This is a genomic window from Sinosporangium siamense (assembly GCF_016863435.1).
In the GTDB taxonomy this organism is placed as follows: domain Bacteria; phylum Actinomycetota; class Actinomycetes; order Streptosporangiales; family Streptosporangiaceae; genus Sinosporangium; species Sinosporangium siamense.
The window spans coordinates 1-22,157 of sequence record NZ_BOOW01000012.1; the positions used below are offsets into that span (position 1 = coordinate 1).

Consider the following 22,157-nt stretch of genomic DNA (forward strand, 5'->3'; position numbering starts at 1 on the left):
ACCCAGCTCGTGCCGTGAGCAGCTCCGCCGTTGGCGTTGCCGGAGGAGTCGGCGACCGTCGTCCCTGTGCCCTCCTCCAAGCCGTAGGCGGCTACCAGCCCGGTGTCAGGCTCGGGTTCCGGACCCGGTGTGGTGATGGAGGTGGTCATGTCCGTTTGAATCTGTGCCGCGGTTTGTGCGCGGTTGTAGACGCGGACTTCGTCGATGACTCCGGCGAAGTATTCGCCCCATTTGGTGTTTCCGCCGAGGTGGAGTGAGCCGTTGTCGTCGATGAGGCTGCCGGTCATGGGGATGGTGGTGGTCTGGGTGCCGTCGACGTAGAGGTGGGCGTCGGTGCCGTCGTAGGTGATCGCGATGTGGCTCCAGGTGTCGACGGGCAGGGGTGAGGTGCCGTTGACGATGTTGTGGCTGGCGGCGTCCGGTTTGAGCATCCAGGCCGAGGGCACAGCATCGCCGTTGGAGGAGTAGAGGCCGTAGGCCGAGCCGTTGGTGTGGTCCTTCATGACGACTGTGCGATAGCCGCCGACGCCGGTGGGCTTGACCCAGGCCGAGAGGGTCATCCCGTTGGTGAGTCGCAGTGATGGGCTGTGGGGTACGGTGACCCACGCGTCGATGCCGTCGAACGACAGGGCGTTGCCGTACTTCCCGGTGACCCAGCTCGTGCCGTGAGCAGCTCCGCCGTTGGCGTTGCCGGAGGAGTCGGCGACCGTCGTCCCTGTGCCCTCCTCCAAGCCGTAGGCGGCCACGAGGCCCTCCAGCGCACCGTTGGCGGTGGTGAACGTCCACGTATAGGGCGCCATAGTGTTGTCCGCCTGGTCGGTGGCGCCGGTGACCTCGACCGAATACGTGGTCTCGGCGGCTAACTGTGCTGACGGGGTGAAGGTGAGGGCCCTGTTCGCGTAGACCGGTGCTCCAGGCACGGTCGCTCCGCCGGGACCTTTCACGGAGATAGCCGCTTCGGTCACAGGCTCGTCGAAGTACGCCTTGATCCCTGTGGTGACGGGGACGCCGGTCGCGTCGCGGGCCGGTGAGGTCTCCATCACGTTGGGGGCCTGTGTGTCCGGTTCGGGATCCACGGGGGGATCCGACTCATGCGGCAACGGTTGATCCTGCTCCGTCTCCTGGATGTCGAACTCGGCCTCCGACTCGCGGGCGGCCTGTGCCTCCTCCCAGGTCGGGCCGTTGGGGTCGGCCGAGACCGACGTGGTCGCCCGGGCACGCGCAGGATCGTTGGCCAGCGCCTCGATCTCGTCATAGGTCGTGGCGTCGGCGTCGCCGGAGTATCGCCAGGCGACCGAGCTGACCGGCCGGTCGGCGGGTGTGTATTCGATGAAGAGCACGGGACCGCGAGGGGTGAAGGGATAGGTGTCGTAGCCGCCGTACTCGTCGGAGCGGTAGTAGCGCCAGTTTTGCAGGGCGTCGGCCTCGATGACGGAACTCAGCCGGACGCCGTGGTCGGGAGTGCCGTTCATCCAGGCCTGGACGATGAGTTCGATCGAGTAGTAGAGCTCGCCTTCGCCCTCTGGGCACCGCGTGGCGCTGTAGGCGCCGCGGTTGCCGACGTGGCCGGCGGAATCGGTCGACGGTTGGTTGGACCAGCTGATGGTGTCCGTGGTCCACGGGCTGGAGACGCGTTGCAGATCGATGCCGGGGCTGTCGGTGTCGCTGCAAGTATGGGAATCCTGATTGTGCAGCCGAAGATCGGCGTTGTGTACGGTGCCGCCCATCAGCGGCGTGTCGTGAATGTTGAAGTCGATGTAGGTGCGGTGCGTGCGGCTGCCGCTGTGCGATTTGCCAGCCAGCAACCAGGGCAGCGTGGCATTCGCCTGTCCGCTCGGCAGGACGTTGCTGACGTGGGTGTCACCTGCGATGCCGGTGCCTTCCCAGGTGTCGCTTGCGATCGTCACCGTGACGGGGTAGGTGACGGCTGGGTTGTTGAGGAAGGCGGATTTCGCCGTGAACACCATGCTGTCGCCGTCGACTGCGGCCTTGGCCTGGCCAGCGGTTCCCTGGTCGGGGTTCGCCGCGGCCGTAGCATCCAACATCGGAGCGGTGGCCAGATCGGCGACCTCTTTGCCTTTCGTGTTGAGCAGGCCCGGCGTTTTGTCGGAGCCGTTGCCGAGTTTGAGTCCCCGGGGCAGGCGCATCGGCATGCGGAGCTTCATGTCTTTGGCGGGACGTTGCCGGATCACCACGTCATGGCGGAATCCGCTGGGGGTGAGGGTGACGACGAGGTCGGCGAGGGGGCCGTAGGCCGATGGGTATGTGGCGGTGTTCCCTTTGACGATCGGCCTAGGCAACGTGGCAGGAGCCGCGATAGCGGCCCGGCCCTCGTCACGAATGTAGGTGACGGCGGTGGTGTCCCCTCCGGCCGATAGGGAGAGGGGGCCGGGCGCCGCTTTGGGACGCAGGACACCGTCCTGCTCAACGAGTGTGAGGTCGATGGGTTTCCAGCCGCCGTCCCGCTTGACCCGGATCGGCGTGCTTGAGACTTCGGCGCGAACCGTTTTGCCATCGGGGTTCGCGTAGTAGGTGGCACTTTCGGAGCGCAGCGCCTCGATCTCGACGCGCTTGTTGTCCTTCCTGGCCTTGTCCAGTGCGGCTACGGTCGGATCCGCTTTGGCGGCGGCGGGCGGGGGCTTCGGTGGGTCGGTGGAGGACGGCAGGGGGTTACGGGCGATTGCGGGTGCCGCCAGCATTGAGAGCGGCAGGGCCACGGCGGTGATCAGGCATGCGGAGCGGCATATCCGCGAGGATAAACTCGGCCGCGACGATGGTTGTATGTTCAACGCCAGCCTTTCCATGAGACCGGGAAAACAGCGCAAGTGTCACATAAGTAGTAAATAAAAATAAGCCTCTATTTTGTGGCTGGACGAACACAGCCCGTGAGGATTTGGGGGGATGGATGCCCTAACGGCCGCAGATTCAACGGCTATTGTTTGGGTGCGGAGCGCGAAAATCCAATCGCGCACAGTGAAGAAATGGAGGTCGTCTCTTGGTCGGGTCGGGTGGAGGATGTCCGGCGCGGAATGCCGGTGGTGGGGAAGTGAAGGCTGTACCAAACTCCGGATCGCGGGTATCCGAAGCTCTGACCTGCGACGATCAGGCGAAGGGGTGGAGGTGTCACAGTGGGATGGTTATTGTTCGCTTCGTGGGAGCGGGTGGTTTTGGCGCGCGCTAGCCTGCAGGTGGACGAGGTGTGATGGGCCGCCGTGTGGTCCAGATGCGGCATTTGCAATGTCTTATGGCAGGAGGTCCTGATTCGCTATTCCGCCATTAGCTCGAATTTCCTACGGTCGGTAGGTTAGTCGTTACGTGTGGTAGTTCATGTAGGCGGGTGTATCGGCATGAGGGTGTTGGTCGGAGTTTGTCGGCATTTAGGCTGATGTTGCCCATACCCGTGGGTCGGACAGGCGGGGGGCCGGGCGGCGGCCGTGCGGGCGTCATGTGCGGGATTGCTTCACGGATCTCTCTGGCGGATGAAAAGGTTCACTAATCTCAAATCACGACACACCCTCCGATTGGGAAGTCCGCCCCTCCTGGACGTCGCATGATGTAGCAGTATGGCTACACTCCGTATGGCTTTGAGGGGGCTACCCGAGGCGGCCTTGGCGGGGCGAGGGGGAGGGTGATGGCGGGTTTCCTGGCCCGGCGGCTGATCAACTATGTGGCGTTGATCGTTGTCGCCACCAGCCTGGCCTACATGCTGGCCGCGAGTGCGCTCGATCCCCGGTCGAATTATGAGGCGCGCAGGCCGCCTCCGCCGCCGGCGGTGGTCGACGCGCGCCTCGACGAGCTCAACCTCAACAACAAGACACCGGTTTTCCAGCGTTATCTTCGTTGGTCGTGGTCGGTTCTGCACGGCGACTTCGGCAAGACCACCGTGGGCGACCCGGTCAACGCCGACCTCGCCCGCCGGGCGGGGGTCACGCTGCGACTGATTCTCGTCGGGCTGATCGTGGGCAGCGTGGCGGGGGTGCTCGGGGGAGCGCTGGCCGCGGTGTGGCAATACGGGTGGTTCGACCGGCTGACCACAGCGGCGTCGTTCCTCGTGCTCGCCGTGCCGACCGTCGTGCTGGCCAACATGCTCATCATCGGGGCGGTCTGGTTCAACGACCTCGTCGGCGCGCAGATCTTCCTGGTCAGCGGTGAGACGACGCCGGGCCTCGAAGGCGGGTTCCTCAGGGGGGCGGCCGACCGCGCGCAACATCTGCTGCTGCCGACCCTGTCGTTGTCGCTCGGGCTCATCGCGGTCTACAGCCGATACCAGCGCAACATGATGCTCGACGTGCTCGGCGCGGACTTCGTCCGTACGGCACGGGCCAAAGGTCTGCGCCGATCCACCGCGTTGACCAAACACGCGCTGCGCACCGCGCTCATCCCGGCGGTGACCTATTTCGCGTTCACCTTCGGCGCGCTGATCGTCGGCACGACGTTCACCGAGAAGATCTTCGGCTGGCACGGCCTCGGCGAGCAGCTCATCAACTCCATCTTCACCAACGACGTGAACACGGTGGCCGCGATCAGCTGCCTGGCCGCGTTCGGGGTCCTGGTGGCGGCGCTCGCCTCCGACCTCATGCAGGCAGCACTGGACCCGCGGGTGAGGGTGGGGTGAGCGGCCACGTGACCCTGCCCGACGAGCAACTCGCCGAGCAGAGCTCGCCTGGGGGAGTCGGCGTCGCCGTTCCCTCGCGCGGCCGTGTGGTCGCGAGGCGCTTCTTCGGCTCATGGGGCGGGCGCGCGGGGTTCGCGCTGCTGGCCGTCATGTTCCTGGCGGCCTTCGCCGGGCCGCTGGTCTACCCGTGGGGCTACACCGACAAGGACTTCACCGCGTTCCTCACCCCGCCGTCGCCGAGCCACTGGTTCGGCACATTGCAGACCGGTGCCGACGTCTTCGCGGTCACGATGCGCGGCATGCAGAAGTCGCTCGTGGTGGGGCTGCTGGCCGCACTGGTCTCCACGGCGCTGGCCGCGATCGTCGGCGCCTTCGCGGGCTACTTCCTCGGATGGACCGACCGGGTGCTCATGTGGGTGGCCGATCTGCTGCTCGTGCTCCCGGCCTTTCTCATCCTCGCGGTGATGTCACCGCTGTTCGCCGCCGGTCAGTGGCCGCTGTTCGTCGTCATGCTGGCGCTGTTCCTGTGGATGGTCACCTCGAAGGTCGTGCGCGGCATGACCCTCTCCCTCAAAGAGCGCGAGTTCATCCTCGCCGCGCGGTTCATGGGCGTGTCACCCACCCGCATCGTCTTCCGGCATGTCATCCCCAACCTGTCGTCCCTGCTGGTCGTGGACGCCACCCTCAACGTGAGCGCCGCCATCCTGACCGAGACCGGCCTGTCCTACTTCGGGTTCGGCATCCAGCCGCCCGACGTGTCCCTCGGCACGCTCATCGCCGACGGTTCCAAGACCGCCACCTACGCCCCGTGGACGTTCTGGTTCGCGGCCGGCCTCCTGATCGTCACCGTGCTCGCGGTCAACCTCATCGGCGACGCCCTGCGCGACGCTTTCGACCCGTCGGCTCGGAGGGCCCGATGAGTGATCCGACCCATCCCGGTGCCCCGGTGCTTGAGGTCGCCGATCTGTCCGTGACCTTCGGCTCGGGGCCGTCCGCCGTGCGCGCGGTGCGCGGGCTGAACTACGAGGTGCGTCCCGGCGAGGTGCTCGGCATCGTGGGGGAGTCCGGCTCGGGCAAGTCGGTGGCGTCGATGGCCGTGATGGGGCTGCTGCCGCCGCACGCCCGCGTGTCGGGCTCGGTCAAGCTGCTCGGCACCGAGTTGCTCGGCGCTTCCGACAAGCGGCTCGCCGCCTTCCGCGGACGCACGATCTCGATGGTCTTCCAGGATCCGCTGTCGGCCCTCACCCCCGTCTACCGCGTCGGCGACCAGATCGCCGAGGCCCTCACCGTGCACCAGGACCTCACCAGGGCCGAGGCCAGGAAACGCGCGGTCGAGCTGCTCGACCTGGTCGGCATCCCGCACCCGGCCGAGCGCGCCACGGCCTTCCCGCACGAGTTCTCCGGCGGCATGCGCCAGCGCGCCGTGATCGCGATGGCCATCGCCAACGACCCGGACGTCATCATCTGCGACGAGCCCACGACCGCGCTCGACGTGACGATCCAGGCGCAGGTGCTCGACGTGCTGCGCAAGGCTCAGCGCGAGACCGGTGCGGCCATCGTGATGATCACCCACGACCTCGGCGTGGTGGCCGGCTTCGTCGACCGTGTCCTTGTGATGTACGCCGGCCGGCCCGTCGAGATCGGCTCCGTGGACGAGGTCTACTATCACCCGCTCATGCCGTACACCATGGGGTTGCTCGGCTCGGTGCCCCGCCTCGACCAGGGCGAGCGCGGCCGGCTGACCCCGATCGACGGCAACCCGCCGTCGCCCGCGGCGCTGCCCCCCGGCTGCCCCTTCGAGCCACGTTGCCGGCTCGCCGTCCCCGAGTGCCGCCTCGCCGAACCCCCCCTGCGTCCGGTACGGCACAGCCGGCACCTGGCCGCCTGCATCCGCGCGGGCGAGATCGAACGCGGGGTCGTCACGACGGTCCCCAAGCTCCCGGAGATCCCCGAGGAGGGGGAGGAGAGGCCGCCCCGCGAGAGCCGGAGGGTGGTGCTCGGGGTCGAGGACCTCGTGAAGCACTATCCGCTGACCCGGGGCGCGGTGTTCAAGCGCAGGGTGGGCACGGTGGAGGCGGTCGCGGGCGTCTCGTTCGACCTCAGGGAGGGCGAGACGCTCGGCCTCGTCGGCGAGTCGGGATGCGGCAAGACCACCACGCTGATGGAGATCCTCAAGCTGGCGCGCCCCCAGGGCGGGCGGGTGGTCGTGCTGGGCCGCGACATCTCGGGCCTGGTCGCCGCCGACCGCATGTCCGTGCGGCGTGACATGCAGGTGGTCTTCCAGGATCCGATGTCCTCGCTCGACCCCCGCATGACGGTCTACGACATCCTGGCCGAGCCGCTGCGCGCCCACCGCGTGCGTGAGCCGGGTCCGCGCGTGCGCGACCTGCTCAGGCTCGTCGGGCTGGAGCCCGAGCACGCGGCCCGCTACCCGCAGGACTTCTCCGGCGGGCAGCGCCAGCGCATCGGCATCGCCAGGGCGCTCGCCCTGGAGCCGCGCCTCGTCGTGCTCGACGAGCCGGTGTCGGCGCTCGACGTGTCGATCCAGGCGGGCGTGATCAACCTGCTTGAGGAGCTGAAGGCGCGTCTCGGCCTGTCCTACCTGTTCGTGGCGCACGACCTGTCGGTCGTCCGGCACATCGCCGACCGTGTCGCGGTCATGTATCTCGGCCGCATCGCCGAGGTGGGCCAGGTGGACCGCGTCTACGACACCCCCATGCATCCATATACGCAGGCGCTGTTGTCGGCGGTTCCGCTACCCGATCCGGTGGTGGAGCGCGCGCGGCGCCGCATTCTGCTCGAAGGTGACCTCCCGAGCCCTGCCGACCCCCCGTCGGGATGCCGGTTTCGCACCCGTTGCCCGCTGTACAAGGCGATCGGGGAGACCGAGCGTCTCAGGTGTGTGCATGAGGAGCCGCGCGTGCGTCCGATGGGCGGCGATCACGGTGCGGCCTGCCACTACGCCGAATCATTGGATGTCGTGTGACTACTGGAGGAATCGTGATTGCAGTCCGGCGCGCGGCCGCGCTGGTGTTGGCCGGAGTGCTGGCCTTCACCGCCTGCGGTGGCCAGACCACCACGCAGACCGGGAGCGGTCAGGGCCAGATGAAGGCATATGACATCAATCCTCATCCGCGTGACTCGGTCAAGGACGGCGGCACCTTGAGGTGGGGCATCACCGAATATCCCGTGCAATGGAATCTCAACCATATTGACGGCAACCTCGCCGAGGTTAAAAAGGTGATCGACGCGTTGATGCCTTCACCCTTCAGGTCGGATGAGAAAGCGCAGATCGCCCACGATCCCAATTATCTGACCCAGGCGAAGATCACCCAGTCGACGCCTAAGCAGGTGGTGACCTACACCCTCAACCCCAAGGCCAGGTGGTCCGACGGCAACCCCATCACCTGGGCGGACTACGATGCCCAGTGGAAGGCGATCAGCGGCAAGGACCCCGCCTTCCGGGTGGCGACCGTCACCGGATATCAAGACATTGAGAGTGTGAAGCGCGGCAAGGATGACTTTGAGGTGGTCGTCACCTTTGCCCGGCAGTTCGGTGACTGGCAGTCGCTTTTCTCCCCGCTGTATCCGAGGTCGACCAACGCCAGTGCGCAGGCGTTCAACACCGCGTGGATGAACAAGATGCCCGTCTCGGCGGGGCCTTTCAAGTTCCAGGCGTTCGATCCCACCGCCAAGACCATCACCCTGATACGCGACGACAAATGGTGGGGGGATCGGGCAAAACTCGACCGCATCATTTTCCGCGCCTCCGAGAGCGACGCGCTCATCGGCGCCTTCACCAACAACGAACTCGACGTGGTGGACGTCGGCCCCTCAGCCCCCGACTACGCGCGGGCCAAGGCCACCCAGGGCGGTGCCGTACGGCAGGCCGCCGCCCCTGATTTCCGGCACTTCACCTTGAACGGCGAAAGCGAGCACCTGTCCGACCCCAAGGTCCGGCAGGCCATCGCGATGGGCATCAACCGTCAGGCGATGGCCCAATCCGATCTGCAGGGGCTCAACTGGCCCATCGTTCTGCTCAACAACCACTTCTTCATGAACACCCAGGGGGGCTACCAGGACAACGCAGGTTCCGTGGGTGTCCACGATCCGGCCAAGGCGCGGCAGATGCTCGATGCGGCGGGGTGGGTCATGTCGGGCGGCACACGCAAGAAGAACGGCAAGGAGTTGAGCCTGCGCTTCGTCATCCCGTCGGGGCTCCAGCTCAGCAAGTCGGAGGGTGAGCTGGCGCAGAACATGTTGTCCGCGCTGGGGGTCAAACTGGTCATCCAGGCGGTGCCCAGCGATGACTTCTTCGTGAAGTACGTCATCCCCGGCAATTACGATATTGCGCCTTTTTCGTATATTGGCACACCATTTCCGGTGACGAGTAGCTATGGGCAATACGCGGATGCGGTGGCCGGTCCCCGCGGCGGCAGACAGTGGAACGCCAACCTAGGCCGCATCGGCTCCTCCCAGATCGACGCCGCCATGAACCGCGCCGTCTCCGAACTGGACCCGGGCCAGGCCATCACCGAGGCCAACGCCGCCGACCGCCTCATCTGGGAGGCGGTCAACGTGCTGCCGCTTTACCAGCGCCCGCAGAACATCGCCGTGCGCCAGACTCTCGCCAACATCGGCGCCCGCGGCTTTTACAGCTTCAGATACGAGGACATCGGGTTCACGGCTTGACCGTGGCGGGTTCCGGCCATCCGTAAATCGTGACGGCCGGTCACCGTACCCGGAGGAATTTCACCTGGTCGCCAGGTCGCAGTTGCGCGGCGAGACCGAGGTCGGCGTCGGCGACCACGCCGATCACCGGATATCCGCCCGTGGGCGGATGGTCGGCGAGGAAAACGATCGGCTGCCCGTCCGGCGGCACCTGCACCGCGCCCGCCACCATGCCCTCGCTCGGCAACTCCCCCCGCCGGGCCCGTTCGAGCACGGGCCCGCGCAGCCGCACGCCCACCCGGTTGCTGTCCTCCGACACCGAGTACGGCACAGCGCACATGGCGGCCACCGCCTCCGGCGTGAACCAGTCGTCCCTGGGGCCCACCCGGATCCGCAACATCGGGGTGTCCGGCCAGGGCGGGGGAGGGGCGGCGTCCGCGAGGGGCTGGGGCAGGCCGGCAGGGGAGCCGAGGGGCAGCAGGTCGCCCGGCTTCAACGGGGGAGGGCCCAGCCCGGACAAGGTGTCATGGGAGCGGCTGCCCAGGACGGGTTCGACGTCGACGCCCCCGCGGATCGCCACGTAGGTGCGCAATCCCGCCGAGGGTGTCCCCAGCGAGAGCTCACCGTCCGGCGGGACCCAGACGGGGGCGTATGTGCCTCTTCCGACCGGGCAGGGGGCGCCGGTCACCGCGACCCACGCGCCTCCGGGAAAACGCAGCCGGAGCCCGCCGAAGGTCGCCTCCAGTCCCGCAGTGTCCTCCGGGTTGCCCACCAGGCGGTTGGCCAGCCGCAGGCTGCGCCGGTCGGCCGCACCCGCTCCCGGCACCCCGAGATGTGCCAGTCCCGGCCTTCCGAGATCCTGCACGGTCGCGAGCATGCCCGTCGCCACGACCTCGGCCACCCTCGGGGTCACGAGCCGCCTGCCTCGGTTTTTTCGGTCTTTTCGATGAAGCGCACGCGCATGCCGGGCCGCAGCAGAGACGGCGGGTCGGCCGAGGTGTCCCACACCGCGGTCGACGTGCGCCCGAGGAGATGCCAGCCCCCCGGGGAGGCCGACGGGTAGACGGCGGAGTAGGGCCCCGCCACGGCCACCGAGCCGGCGGGCACCGACGTGCGGGGCGTGGTCAGGCGTGGAACATGCAGGACGGGGTCGAGACCGGTCAGATAGGCGAATCCCGGTGCGAAGCCCAGCCACCCCACGAGGAACTCGCTCCCTGTGTGGCGGGCTACCACCTCCGCCGCGGAGAGACCCGTGAGAGCGGCGACCCCGGCCAGGTCGGCTCCGCCGTACTCGACCGGGATGGTCACCACCGGGTGATCGCCCTCCGCCAGTCCCCCCGGCACGTGAGCCGCCGCGTTGAGCGCCGCCAGACGCGCCGCGAGCCGGTCCACGGCGTCGCACGCGGCTCCGTAGGCGACGACAAGCACCGTTTCCGGCCCCGGGACGATCTCGGTGACCCCCGGGGGGCGATCGGCCCTCAGCGCCGCGTCCAGCCGATGCGAGGCGGCCAGGTCCCCCGTCTCCACCAACACCCCGAACTCCCCGGCACGCCGCACACCCGCCTCGGTCATGTGCGCACACCCAGGGGTGGGTCGTTCGTATCTCTCATCGGAGCGTGGGCACTCAGGCGCGTGACATGTCGGTCATGTTGGCATGGGGTGCTCATGGCGCCTGGCCGGTCCGTTTGACGGGTGCCCGCATGAACTCCGGAACGGCGCCGCCGACGCGGGTGGGCTGCACGGCGGGGCCTCGTGTCGGGCATGTCCGTTCGGCGGGTGCTCACGTGAACGCCATGACCGTCACGCCGGCGCCGGTGAGGGCGTCGCGCACCGCCCGGGCGAGAGCGACCGCGCCGGGGGTGTCGCCGTGCACGCAGATCGAGCGCGCGCCCACCGCCACCTCGCTTCCGTCCTCGGCCACCACGACCCCCTCGGCCGCCATGCGTACGGCACGGGCCGCGACCTCGGCCGGATCCGTGACGACAGCACCCGGCCGGCCACGGGGCACAAGGGCGCCGCCCGAGGTGTAGGCCCGGTCGGCGAACGCCTCGGTGACGGTGGTCACCTGCGCCTCGGCGGCGACCCGGTGAACGGCCGAGTGGGGCAGGGTGAGCACCGGAAGCCGGGCGTCGTAGTCGACCACGGCCGCCACCAGCGCCTCGGCCTGCCCGGGGTCTCGGCAGACCCGGTTGTAGAGCGCGCCGTGGGGTTTGACGTAGGAGACCCGGCCGCCCATGGCGCGGGCGATGCCGTCGACGGCGGCGATCTGGTAAAGAATCTCCGCGCACAACTCCTCCGGCGGCACCTCCATCTCGCGCCGCCCGAATCCGGCCAGGTCACGGTAGGACACCTGTGCTCCGATAGCCACCCCGCGATCGACCGCGGCGGCACAGGCGCGCCGGATGGTGAGCGGATCACCGGCGTGAAAACCGCAGGCGAGGTTGGCGCTGGTGACGATGTCGAGAAGCGCCTCGTCGTCACCGAGGCGGTAGACGCCGAAACTCTCACCGAGATCGGCGTTGAGATCGATCAACATCGTGCCCCTGGGAGACGCACCGGACGGACTTCAACGAGCATGCCCTATCCCCCCGGCCTCCCGCGCCCCTAGGGCCCGGCTGGCGTGTCCCACGCCGACGGTGTCCACCTGGGGCCAGGTCACGGCGTCGAGAGTGGGGAACGCGAGGTACTTGGGCATGCGGTTGAGCTTCGCCCCGATCGGCTCGCCCCGGCCAGGTCGCCCGTGGCGTGCGGCGGCCAGGTCGCGGCGAACCTCTCGTGCGTCTTACGTCCAGGCGACAGCACTCCGCCCCGGAACCGCTGCCGTACCGCCGGCGTCGCCAAGCAAGACGCCGACCTGCGGCTCGGTTCTCGGTGCTGATATTCGGCCGGTTTCGGGGACGAGGTGGATCCTCGCCCCTTCTTACCGGGGCCGGCAGGATTCGGACCTGTCTGCTCCCCCCCTTTGGCGGCGCGGGCGCCGGCCGAAGTCGGTCGCGCGGTGCGATCGTTCCTGCTCTCCGCGCGAGCTGGGGATCCGATGTCGAGGATCAGACGATCACGGAGGCGAAGGAGGCCGCCTTCCCGACGGCACGGCCCGAGTCGCCGAACCGGATCAGGTACGGCTCGGCCCACGCGCGGGCGGCGCTTCAGTGAGCCGACCGCCTGACGCGCAGCAGCGGAGAGCTTGCCCCGCGCGCGGGCGGCGCTTCACCCGGTGAAGCGGCGGCGCATGGTCTGCCGGGAGGTGCCGAGGGCGGGTGGTGGCCGCGTCGCGGTGGACACGATTGCCGCCAAGGCCGGGGGGCGCGGGTCTGCCGGGAGGTGCCGGGGGCGGGTGGTGGCCGCGTCGCGGTGGACACGATCGCCGCGAAGGCCGGGGGGCGCGGGTCTGCCGGGAGGTGCCGAGGGCGGGTGGTGGCCGCGTCGCGGTGGACACGATTGCCGCCAAGGTCAGGCGGCGCCGGTCTGCTGCCGTGTCGGCGAGGGCGCGGCGCCGCCCGCCGGGGCAACTCCCGTAACCCATTTGGGAACCGGGCGGTCTTCGAAGGTCGTCACAAGCGGCTCGAAGACCCGGCACCACATGAGGCAGGGGATTGGACCCGGAGGTTAGAAAGGGGGTTCGTCTGGGATGTCGGCGATGTCGTCGAGGGCGCCGGCGAGTTCGTCGGGGTGGTCGCCGATGCGTTCGGCGATCTCGATGAGGACGTGGAGGACGTCGTGCCGGTCGTGGCCGAGGTCGAGGAGGCGCTGGGCGGCCTCCCACATCTCGGGTGGGTCGCCCTCCCACAGGCGGGCCGCGATCTCCTCGTGCCAGGCCAGGTGTTCCTCGTAGTCGGGGCGGTCCACCTCGCCCGCGTGGTCGAGTTCGAGCAGGACCCGGCGGTCGGCGTCGTCGGCGGGGTTGAGGCGGTCGAGCTCGACGCCGCCGTGGGTGCCCTCCAGGAGGGGGAAGGCGAACACCCGGCGGGCCAGGGCCGACAGGTCGCCGTCGGGTAGCAGGCGCTCAACCAGGGCACGGTCGAGGCCGAAGGTCGTGGGGTCGCGATAGGCGTCGGAGAACCTCGCGGTGGCCTCCCACACCGAGTCGAGGGTGGCGCGCAGCCCGGCCTCGGGCAGGCCCATGCGCGCGCCGGCGAACCGCACCCAGGCGGCCAGCACGTGCGGCATGGCCTCCTGCTCCGCGGGGCTGAGCATGACCTTGCGGGGCAGCCAGGTGAGCAGGAAGGTCTCGCACTTGGTGGGGCTGACCCGCAGGGGGCGGCTGAAGTCCTGGTCGCAGCCGTAGTCGATGATGTGGTCGGCGCAGCGGGAGGCCGCCGAGGGGTCCGACAGGTGCTCGGCGGCGTCGGAGGCGAGGAACTCCGCGGCCAGCATGGCGCGGCGGTCGCGGCTGTAGGGGGCCTCGCTGTGGAGCGGAGCGGGGCGTTTGCGGCCGGGGGGCAGGGCTTTGAGGCGGGCCCGGGCGAACGCGTGGTAGGCGCCGTAGCTGTCGCTGACCGGCGGCGGGGTTCTTCGGTCGGCGGGGTCCCGGGTGGCCTTCATCGCCGATTCCAGGAGCGCGCGGGCCTGGTCGGGGTCGACCTCCTCGAAGCGCAGCATCTCGCTCGCCTCGGCCTCGGCGCGGGCCTGCTCCAGCAGTTTGTCCACCTGGGAGGAGACCCAGGAGTCGCGGGCCATGCCGCGCATGTTGTAGTCGACCACCAGGACCAGCGCGTGGCGGTCCTCGATGGGGGAGGCGCGGCGCGGGCGGGGCGCGCCCTCGAGGTGCTCGGTGCGGTAGGCGAACGTGCAGACCACGGTGTCCTGGTCGCCGTAGGCGTCCCTCGACACGAAGCAGCCGGTCTGCTTGACGGCGCCGACGCGCTCGGCCCAGCTCGGGCGGGCGACGCCCGACTCCATGAGCGCGAGCGCGGCGCCCTCGGACTTGGCGCCCTGGCGGGCGGTGCCGAGGTAGGCCATGGCGATCAGCAGGGTCAGCGCGGCGGGCGTGCCCGCTTTGGCGGCGTAGTCGACGAGGCCCTCACCGAGCACCTGTTCCACGTCGCCGCCGCGCAGCCGGCGGCCCCACCAGGCGCCGATCATGTCGGAGACCATCAGCTCGGCGTCGAGAGGACTCCTGACGGCGAGTAGCTCTCGCGCCGCGACCAGCATCTCCGCGAACACGTCGTCCGGTGGCTGATTGTCCCGTGGATCTCGGTGTTGTCGGCGGCTCACACCCCAACCTTCTCGCATTTCCGTTCCTGGGGCACGTCGGGCCAAACGGTGCGTAGGAGGCGGCCCGGTACCCCGATGTTATCGGGGAGTGCGGGGCGGCGGAGCGGAGTTCACGAGCGCGAGCAAATGCTCGCGGGCGATTCGTTCGATGACGTCCGGCGTGGCGCGCACGCCGAGATGCCGGGCACAGGCGCTGACGTCCATGACGTACCTGGCGACCGTGGCCCCAGGGATCGTCAGGAACTCGGCGGACAGGCGCGCGCTCACCGATTCGTGGAGCGAGGTGGCGCCACCGGTGCTGCGTGTGGCGAGACCGTGCATGTCTGTCGCATTCCTCCCGAGGATCGGGTGAAAACCCCGTATGGACACATGGGGGGCTTGCGTTCCCATTCCATTACTTCTCAGGTTTATGTCAAGGCGTGGACGGTCATGTGAACTTTTTTTGACGGTACGGTAGCCAGATTTGTGCTTTGCCGTCACGTAAGGGCGGTTTGTCCATGTTTTAGATCTATCGAGGTCGGATGGGCATTTGTGACAAATGTTGTCTACGCGCCGTGAGACATTGGGGGAACACGTCGATGCCGGATCCGGCGCGGGGCGCTGTGGGAAGCTGGACGCATGCGAATCCAGCTCACCCAGGAGGCGCGCGCCGACGAGCTCCTGACCCGCGACCCCTTCGCGCTGCTCGTGGGCATGCTGCTTGACCAGCAGGTTCCCATGGAGTGGGCCTTTACGGGGCCGCGCACCATCGCCGACCGGATGGGCGGCGAGTTGAGCGCGGAGGCGATAGCCGAGAGCGATCCCGAGGCTTTTGCGGGGCTGCTCTCCGCAAAACCCGCCGTGCATCGCTATCCGGGTTCGATGGCCAAACGTGTTCAGCAACTAGCTGCCTACCTCGTCGAGCACTACGATGGCTCGGCAGAGGCCCTGTGGCGGGACGCCCGCGACGGAGATGAACTGCTGCGGCGGCTTATGGATCTGCCCGGGTTCGGCAAGCAGAAGGCGCAGATCTTCCTGGCACTGCTCGGCAAGCAGCGGGAGGTGAGACCGCCGGGATGGCGTGAGGCGGCCGGGCCATATGGCGAGGATGCGGTTTTCCGCTCGGTTGCCGACGTGGTCGACGGCGACAGCCTCGCCAAGGTGAGGACCGCGAAACAAGAGGCCAAGAGGGCGGCGAAGAGGAAGTAGCCTGATCTTGCTGCGGACGGCGGAGCATTTTTGACAGGATGCGTTGACCGCATCGTGGCCGGGGCTTCCGTCCGCGCATGCCCATCGCCGATGATGTAGGGCAGGATCCGGTCAACCCGGAGCCGCGCAAAGCCGAATCACAGTTATGGAGATGTGCCTCGTGGGAGACCCTGGCACGCGACGGAGGTGCCGACCATGAGCGCCGAAACCTCCGTGCCCCGTCCCCGGGAGTCGGGTGTGGACATCTCAGACTCCGGCCTGTTCCAAGGCCTGATGTCAGAGGCGACCTTCGCCTTCGCGTTCTTCGACCCCTCGGGCCACTTCCAGCGGGCCAACCAGCTCTTCGGCGAGGTGGTCGGGGTTCCGGCGGAGAGGCTGATCGGGCAGATGCCCGGAGACGTGCTGGCCGCCGACCTGACCGCCCTCATCGAGGGCTCGGTCCGCGCGGTGGCCGACGGCAACGACCCCGTGACCGACGGCAGGGTGCGAGTGCGCCTGTCCGACGGCGAGACCAGGCACTGGTCGCTCTCGTTTGCCCCCGTCCACGACGACGACCAGGTGCTGCGCGCCGTCGCCCTGGTCGGTGTCGACGTCACCGAGGGCCGCCAGGTCGAAGAGGATCTCCGCCGCAGCGAGGAGCGCTATCGCTCGCTCGTCGAGGCCCAGTCGCAGCTCGTCTGGATCACCTCGCCCACCGGCGCCGTGATCGAGGACGCGCCGCAGTGGCGCGCCATCACCGGCCAGGGGCTGGAGGAATACCTCGCCCACGGCTGGCTGGAGGCCGTCCACCCCGACGACCGCGCCCACACCGAGGAGGCGTGGCGCGACGCCCTGCGGGGCCGCACGATGTTCGAGTGGAATTACCGCGTCCGCACCCGGGCGAGCGGCTATCGCCATTTCGAGGTCCGCGCGGTCCCGATCATCCGCCACGGCCGCGTCGTGGAGTGGGTGGGGGCCAACACCGACGTCACGCCTCAGCGTGAGGCCGAGGAGATGCGCGGGCGCCTCACCGACCAGCTGGGCGCGGCGGCGCTGCGCACGGCGCGCCTCCAGGGCGCCACGGCGATGCTGGCCGAGGCGCTCACTGTGGAGCAGGTAGTCCAGGTCATCATCGACGTGGGACGCACGGCCCTGGCCGCCGACCGTTCGTCGGTGGCCCTGCTCGACCCCGACCGCGCCGCGCTGAAACTGATCAACAGCGGCGGTTTCCCCGACGTGCTGCCGGGCGCGCCGAGCGACGATCTTCCGCTGACGCACTCCAGCGTGCTCACGATGGCGGTCAACAGCCGCCGGCCGGTCTTCGCCGAGTCTCCCGAGAGCCTGCGCGCCCAGCTGATCGACGCCGGGGGCGAGGAGGACGTGATCGAGGGCTTCCTCAATCACTCCGACGAGCGCGCGTGGGTCGGTCTGCCACTCCTGGCGGCGGGCCGGGCCCTTGGCGCCCTCAGGTTCTCGTTCACGCGCCCGCAGAAGATCTCTCAGGAGGACGGCGTCTTCCTGGAGGCCCTGGCCGGGCAGTGCGCGCTCGCGGTCGAGCGGGCCACGCTCTTCGAGCGTGAGCATCGCACCGCCGAGACGCTCCAGCGCAGCCTGCTGCCCGACCGCCTGCCGGTGGTGCGGGGGCTCGTGCTGGCCCAGAGGTTCCGATCCGGCAGCCGCCACGTCCAGGTGGGCGGCGACTGGTATGACGCCTTCGTGCTGCAGGACGGGCGTGTCGCGGCCGTCGTGGGCGACGTCATGGGCAAGGGCGTGAAGGCCGCCGCGGGCATGGGCCGCATCCGCAACGCGATGCGCGCCCTCGCGCTGACCAATCCGCCGCCCGCGGCCGTGCTGACGGGGCTGGACCGCGTCTTTGAGGCCACGGAGGAGGAAGAGCAGGTCACGACGCTGGCCTACATGGTGGTCGAGCCGAGCACGGGTGAGGGCACCCTCGCCCTGGCGGGCCATCCGCCGCCCCTGCTGGTCTCCCCGCAGGGCGCGCCGCTGCTCTGCGACGCCGAGCCGGGCACGCCGCTGGGGTGGGCCACGAGCCGCCGGCAGTTCCGATTCTGTGTCCCGCCGGGGCATACCGCCGTACTCTACTCCGACGGTCTGGTGGAGAACCGCAAACGAGGACTCGATGCCGGACTCGCGGAGCTATGCTCGGTTGTGACTGAAGCTCCATCTGAGGTCGTGGGGAGTCCTCACATGTTGCTCGATTTCCTGGTGGATCGGATGTTGGCTGGCTATGAACAGGATGACGATGTGACTGTACTGGCGATTCACGTCCCCCCGGCCACGAAGAGTGACTGAATGAAACAGTCATAACGGTTGCTTTCGGATATCAGTGCCCCGCTTCCGTACGCACTACTCTCTCGGTCGGCCTAGGGTGGGAGGGCAACCGCCGGGAGGTGGGCCTGTGGAGTGTGTGTGTCGTGCCAGAATGCTTGGCATGCACGTCGCGGTCCGCACGGCCACGCCGACTTCAAGAGAGGCATCCGCCCCTAGCGGGCAACTGGGTCCATTGTCGCCACGCGTTCGTTCGAGAGGTGTTCGTGTCGCCTGCAAGTTCGACTCGCTCGAAGCCATCTGAGCTGAACGAGCCCGTCATTCAGCGACTGCTCGAGCGTGGGCGCTCGCAGGGTTTCCTCGAGTCCGAGGATGTCCGCAAGGCTTTCGAGGAGGCGGACATCCCCATGTCGCACGCCGCCGCGTTCTTGCGGAGCCTCAGCAAAGAGGGTGTGACCGTCGTGGTGACCGCCGCGGACTCCGCAGCGGCCCCCAAGAGGTCTCGGGGATCAGCAAAGCGCCGCACAGCCGCTCCCGTCAAGAAGACCAAGACAGCCGCTGCCGCGGCCAAGGAGCCTCAGCCTGAGACCGTCACCGCGGTCGTCAGTGCCACAGAGCCCGCTCCCGCCGCGCCCAAGAAAGCGGCCCCCGCCAAGCGCGGCGCCGCGACCGCGGGCAAGAAGCCCGCGGCCAAGGCCAAGTCGGAGGCGGCTTCCGCCCCCGCCGCGCCTGCCGCCGGGGGCTCCGGCCCCGCCGGCCCCGCGAGGGGCGGCGAGGGCAAGGCCAAGCCCGCCGAGTCCAAGTCAAAGATCGCCGACTCCGGTGAGGACGACGAGGACATCGAGCTCGATGTCGACGTCGAGCTCGAGGACTTCGACGAGGAGCTGGAGGTCGAGACCGACGAGGTCGAGATCGAAGGCGAAGAGGCCGAAGGCGACGCCGAGGAGGAGACCGAGGCCAAACCCGACGCCGCGGTCAAGCCGCAGAGCGACGACGAGGTCCTCATCCTCTCCGACGACGATGACGACGCGCCCGTGGCCCAGGTGGCCGCGGCCGGCGCCACCGCCGACCCGGTCAAGGACTACCTCAAGCAGATCGGCAAGGTCCCGCTGCTCAACGCCGAGCAGGAGGTCGAGCTCGCCAAGCGCATCGAGGCCGGCCTGTTCGCCGAGGAGCAGCTCGCGGGCGAGAACGAGAAGCTCCCCGTCGACGTCCGCGCCGAGCTGGAGTGGATCGCCGAGGACGGCCGCCGGGCGAAGAACCACCTGCTGGAGGCCAACCTCCGCCTGGTGGTCTCCCTCGCCAAGCGTTACACCGGCCGCGGCATGCTCTTCCTGGACCTGATCCAGGAGGGCAACCTGGGCCTGATCCGTGCGGTCGAGAAGTTCGACTACACCAAGGGTTACAAGTTCTCGACCTACGCCACGTGGTGGATTCGCCAGGCGATCACCCGGGCCATGGCCGACCAGGCGCGCACGATCCGCATCCCGGTCCACATGGTCGAAGTGATCAACAAGCTGGCCCGGGTGCAGCGGCAGATGCTGCAGGACCTTGGCCGCGAGCCCACCCCGGAAGAGCTGGCGCGTGAGCTCGACATGACCCCTGAAAAGGTCATCGAGGTTCAAAAATACGGTCGTGAGCCGATCTCTCTCCACACCCCGCTTGGTGAGGAGGGCGACAGCGAGTTCGGTGACCTCATCGAGGACTCCGAGGCGATTGTCCCGGCCGACGCCGTCAGCTTCACGCTCCTGCAGGAGCAGCTCCACTCCGTGCTCGACACGCTGTCCGAGCGTGAGGCCGGGGTGGTGTCCATGAGGTTCGGCCTTACCGACGGCCAGCCGAAGACACTCGACGAGATCGGCAAGGTCTACGGGGTGACGCGTGAGCGCATCCGGCAGATCGAGTCGAAGACGATGTCCAAGCTGCGCCACCCGTCGCGTTCTCAGGTGCTGAGGGACTACCTCGACTGATTCAAAGTTGAGCAAGCATTGATTGGGAGGCCCCGGATCCGCGTTTGGCGGGCCGGGGCCTTTCCGTTCACGCAGTGTGATCGGCTTACGCAGTGTGGTCGGCGCCGGCTGTGCCGTACGCGACCTTGTGCTCCCGGGCGTGGGCGGCGGCGAGGTGGTCTTGCAGCTCCGCGTGCCGGAAGCGATAGACCGGCCCCGCCGCTCGCAGCAGGCCCATCCGATGGGCGTCGTCGAGGAACGGCATGAGCCCGCGTGGCAGATGCCCCCGCCGGGCCAGCCGACATGTCATCACAAAGTAGGCGAGCCACGCCCGGCGGGAGCCAATGTTGAACTCGTCGACCCCCATGAGCCCGCCGAAGAGCCCACCGGTGACACCCCCGGCGATCCCGGCGGCGGCCTCGCCCGCCCACGTGGCCACCAGCATGCCCGCGAAGGCGCCGAGGGCGCTTCCCCCTACACCGCCCGCCGCGCCGCCGAGAAGCCCGCCCAAGTATCCGTGGGTGTCGAAGAGCGCGTTCACCAGGGCGCCCGCCAGCCCTCCCGCGACCGCGAGGGCGAGCACTCGGCCGAGGTTGCGAGCCCGGTCCGCGCGCCAGGTGGCCATGGGGCTCGCCGCTCTTCCGGCGGCAGGGGCGACTTCGAGGCCGAGGGCGGGCCCGACGGCGAGGGTGATGACAAGCCCGAGGCAGATCCCGAACACCGGCCCGCTGGAGACGGCGAACGAAAGACCGGTGAGCAGACCGAGCACGACCGCTGCGGCGAGGGGCACCGCGGCGTCCCGGCCCCGGAGGCGGAGGAGAGCGGGGCCGGGCTGGGCGTCCTTGGCGGCGGGACACGCCGAGATGAGCGTTCTGCCGATCAATCGTGCTGCGACCAGGCCGACGACCGCCGCGAACACCCCCGCGACGACGCCTCCCAGGAGCCCGAGGACGACCATGCCGATCCCTATGGCGACCATGTGATCGCGCGGCGCGGGTGCGGTGCCGGTGCCGGTGAGGCGGGCCAGGCGCCACCAGGCCAGGTCACGGGTCCTGGGGGCGCCGTCCACGGTGGGCGATGTCATCGTGAAGGCCAGGTAGCCCAGCCACCGGCGTACTCGTGCGGGGTCGCGGCGGCGGGGGCGCGAGGTGTCGCCGTCCACGAGGGCGGGGATCAGGTGGTCGAGCAGGTGGGAGCGGAGGGCCGCCGCGTCCGGGAAGTCACCGAGCAGGTCGGCGGGGTCGGTGCCGCGCCGCATGTAGACGGTGCGTACCAGCCACAAGCCCAGGGGTGTCTGGCATAGCTCGGCTAGAGCCGTGTTTCGCGGGGGTGTGGTGGATAAGGCGTCGAGAATCCGATTCCACCCGGGACCGGGCTCTTGGGGAAGGCAGCTCCGGAGATGCTCCGCCGCGGTCGTGTGGCCGATCGGGAGGGGTTCGATCACCATGGCAGGGAAGGGCACGTCGTAGGGATACGCCTCAGTGCGACAGGTAAGTATCACCTGGTCGTCACCCCCGAGGCGGGCCGAGAGCGCGGTGAGGAACGCGGTGCGGGCGGGGGCGGGGAGTTCGTCCAGCCCGTCCAGAACGGGCAGCACCCGGCCGCCGGCGATCAGGCGGCGGACGGCGTCGGGGTCGAGTGCCGCCGCGGGATAGTCCTGCGCCAGCCGGGCCGCGAACCAGTCGTGCGGATGGGGATGGAGCTCCGGATCCCACTCGGCGACGGGCAGCGGCACCGGCAGTGGCTCCCCGGGATGTCCGGCTCGCCGGCTGAGGAGTTCGCAAACCAGGCGCATCGTGAGCGTGGACTTGCCGGTGCCCGAGCCGCCCAGGACGACCAGGCGCCGCCGCTCCATCGCGAGAAACTTGCGGGCCAGGGTGGCGACGTCGTCACCGTCTTCACCGGCCGGGCCCCAGCGCAGGGGGATCGGGCAGGGATCGTCCGCCTCGTCGCGCCACCGCTCGGCGACGAGATCGGCCAGGGTCTGCTCCGCCGTACCGGCTGTCTTGGCGGGCGGAGCTGATCGGCGGCGGGATAACTCGCCCCACACCAGCGCGCCGATCAAGAACACCACGGTGCTCCACACCGCGAGCGGCCACGCCGACCAGGAGATCTCCACGGTGGTGGCGGCCAGATTGCCCGCGAGCAGCAGGGCGACCGCCACAAGGGCGGTGGTGATCAAGGAGTGGGCACGCACCCCTCCATCATGATCGCGGGCGAATTTCGGCGCTGGATGGTGACAACATTGTCAC

14 protein-coding genes are annotated in these 22,157 nt (G+C 68.9%); 7 read left to right on the plus strand and 7 right to left on the minus strand.

Annotated features, from left to right (window positions below; translation table 11 throughout):
• The coding region (locus tag Ssi02_RS09695) for a LamG-like jellyroll fold domain-containing protein (protein ID WP_204023889.1) at nucleotides 1–2,717 on the minus strand (2,717 nt) is incomplete at its 3' end.
• A gap of 914 nt (nucleotides 2,718–3,631) precedes the next feature.
• On the opposite strand from Ssi02_RS09695, the gene Ssi02_RS09700 reads away from it, so the two are divergent.
• The 4 genes from Ssi02_RS09700 to Ssi02_RS09715 are packed head-to-tail and all read left to right on the plus strand — an operon-like array spanning nucleotide 3,632 to nucleotide 9,307.
• Entirely contained in the window at nucleotides 3,632–4,615 is a 984-nt protein-coding gene (locus tag Ssi02_RS09700) for an ABC transporter permease (protein ID WP_204023890.1), read from the plus strand.
• Entirely contained in the window at nucleotides 4,612–5,535 is a 924-nt protein-coding gene (locus tag Ssi02_RS09705) for an ABC transporter permease (protein WP_239128756.1), read from the plus strand. Before Ssi02_RS09700 ends, Ssi02_RS09705 begins: the two co-directional genes overlap by 4 nt.
• Nucleotides 5,532–7,601, plus strand: a complete 2,070-nt coding sequence (locus tag Ssi02_RS09710) for a dipeptide ABC transporter ATP-binding protein (protein WP_204023893.1) — start codon at nucleotides 5,532–5,534, stop codon at nucleotides 7,599–7,601. The genes Ssi02_RS09705 and Ssi02_RS09710 overlap by 4 nt, the downstream gene beginning before the upstream one ends.
• 14 nt (nucleotides 7,602–7,615) lie before the next feature.
• The gene (locus Ssi02_RS09715) at nucleotides 7,616–9,307 is read left to right on the plus strand and encodes an ABC transporter family substrate-binding protein (protein ID WP_204023896.1); all 1,692 of its coding nucleotides are present in this window, start codon (nucleotides 7,616–7,618) and stop codon (nucleotides 9,305–9,307) included.
• 40 nt (nucleotides 9,308–9,347) lie between these two features.
• Here the strand turns inward: Ssi02_RS09715 and Ssi02_RS09720 are convergent, their stop codons facing one another.
• The 5 genes from Ssi02_RS09720 to Ssi02_RS09740 all read right to left on the minus strand — a co-directional run bounded on the left by Ssi02_RS09720 (nucleotide 9,348) and on the right by Ssi02_RS09740 (nucleotide 14,821).
• Nucleotides 9,348–10,199, minus strand: coding sequence for a 5-oxoprolinase subunit C family protein (locus tag Ssi02_RS09720; protein WP_275410643.1), 852 nt, complete (start codon nucleotides 10,197–10,199; stop codon nucleotides 9,348–9,350).
• The gene (locus Ssi02_RS09725) at nucleotides 10,196–10,858 is read right to left on the minus strand and encodes a 5-oxoprolinase subunit B family protein (protein ID WP_204023899.1); all 663 of its coding nucleotides are present in this window, start codon (nucleotides 10,856–10,858) and stop codon (nucleotides 10,196–10,198) included. Before Ssi02_RS09725 ends, Ssi02_RS09720 begins: the two co-directional genes overlap by 4 nt.
• A gap of 208 nt (nucleotides 10,859–11,066) precedes the next feature.
• Nucleotides 11,067–11,822 carry a LamB/YcsF family protein gene (locus Ssi02_RS09730; RefSeq protein WP_204023902.1) on the minus strand — a complete coding sequence of 252 codons (756 nt, stop codon included), beginning with the start codon at nucleotides 11,820–11,822 and terminating at the stop codon, nucleotides 11,067–11,069.
• Nucleotides 11,823–12,892: 1,070 nt separating this feature from the next.
• Complete coding sequence (locus Ssi02_RS09735; protein ID WP_239128778.1) at nucleotides 12,893–14,437, minus strand: hypothetical protein; 1,545 nt, start codon at nucleotides 14,435–14,437, stop codon at nucleotides 12,893–12,895.
• Nucleotides 14,438–14,578: 141 nt separating this feature from the next.
• Nucleotides 14,579–14,821, minus strand: coding sequence for a hypothetical protein (locus Ssi02_RS09740; RefSeq protein ID WP_204023904.1), 243 nt, complete (start codon nucleotides 14,819–14,821; stop codon nucleotides 14,579–14,581).
• Between the two features lie 297 nt (nucleotides 14,822–15,118).
• Here Ssi02_RS09740 and Ssi02_RS09745 point away from each other — a divergent pair, with 297 nt between their 5' ends.
• From Ssi02_RS09745 to Ssi02_RS09755, 3 genes are all read left to right on the plus strand, one after another.
• Entirely contained in the window at nucleotides 15,119–15,688 is a 570-nt protein-coding gene (locus tag Ssi02_RS09745) for an HhH-GPD-type base excision DNA repair protein (protein ID WP_204023905.1), read from the plus strand.
• Between the two features lie 195 nt (nucleotides 15,689–15,883).
• Entirely contained in the window at nucleotides 15,884–17,980 is a 2,097-nt protein-coding gene (locus Ssi02_RS09750; protein ID WP_204023906.1) for a SpoIIE family protein phosphatase, read from the plus strand.
• A 242-nt stretch (nucleotides 17,981–18,222) separates the two neighbouring features.
• Nucleotides 18,223–19,926, plus strand: a complete 1,704-nt coding sequence (locus Ssi02_RS09755; RefSeq protein WP_204023907.1) for an RNA polymerase sigma factor — start codon at nucleotides 18,223–18,225, stop codon at nucleotides 19,924–19,926.
• An 85-nt stretch (nucleotides 19,927–20,011) separates the two neighbouring features.
• Here Ssi02_RS09755 and Ssi02_RS09760 read toward each other — a convergent pair whose 3' ends face one another.
• Nucleotides 20,012–22,102 carry an NACHT domain-containing protein gene (locus Ssi02_RS09760; RefSeq protein ID WP_204023908.1) on the minus strand — a complete coding sequence of 697 codons (2,091 nt, stop codon included), beginning with the start codon at nucleotides 22,100–22,102 and terminating at the stop codon, nucleotides 20,012–20,014.
• Nucleotides 22,103–22,157: the final 55 nt, after the last annotated feature.

Excerpts from the sequence above, each read along its gene's own strand:
- Ssi02_RS09700 (WP_204023890.1), top strand. The coding sequence starts at position 3,632 with ATGGCGGGTTTCCTGGCCCGGCGGCTGATCAACTATGTGGCGTTGATC.
- Ssi02_RS09710 (WP_204023893.1), top strand. The coding sequence starts at position 5,532 with ATGAGTGATCCGACCCATCCCGGTGCCCCGGTGCTTGAGGTCGCCGAT.
- Ssi02_RS09745 (WP_204023905.1), top strand. The coding sequence starts at position 15,119 with ATGCGAATCCAGCTCACCCAGGAGGCGCGCGCCGACGAGCTCCTGACC.
- Ssi02_RS09730 (WP_204023902.1), bottom strand. The coding sequence starts at position 11,822 with ATGTTGATCGATCTCAACGCCGATCTCGGTGAGAGTTTCGGCGTCTAC.
- Ssi02_RS09735 (WP_239128778.1), bottom strand. The coding sequence starts at position 14,437 with ATGCTGGTCGCGGCGCGAGAGCTACTCGCCGTCAGGAGTCCTCTCGAC.
- Ssi02_RS09750 (WP_204023906.1), top strand. The coding sequence starts at position 15,884 with ATGAGCGCCGAAACCTCCGTGCCCCGTCCCCGGGAGTCGGGTGTGGAC.
- Ssi02_RS09725 (WP_204023899.1), bottom strand. The coding sequence starts at position 10,858 with ATGACCGAGGCGGGTGTGCGGCGTGCCGGGGAGTTCGGGGTGTTGGTG.
- Ssi02_RS09740 (WP_204023904.1), bottom strand. The coding sequence starts at position 14,821 with ATGCACGGTCTCGCCACACGCAGCACCGGTGGCGCCACCTCGCTCCAC.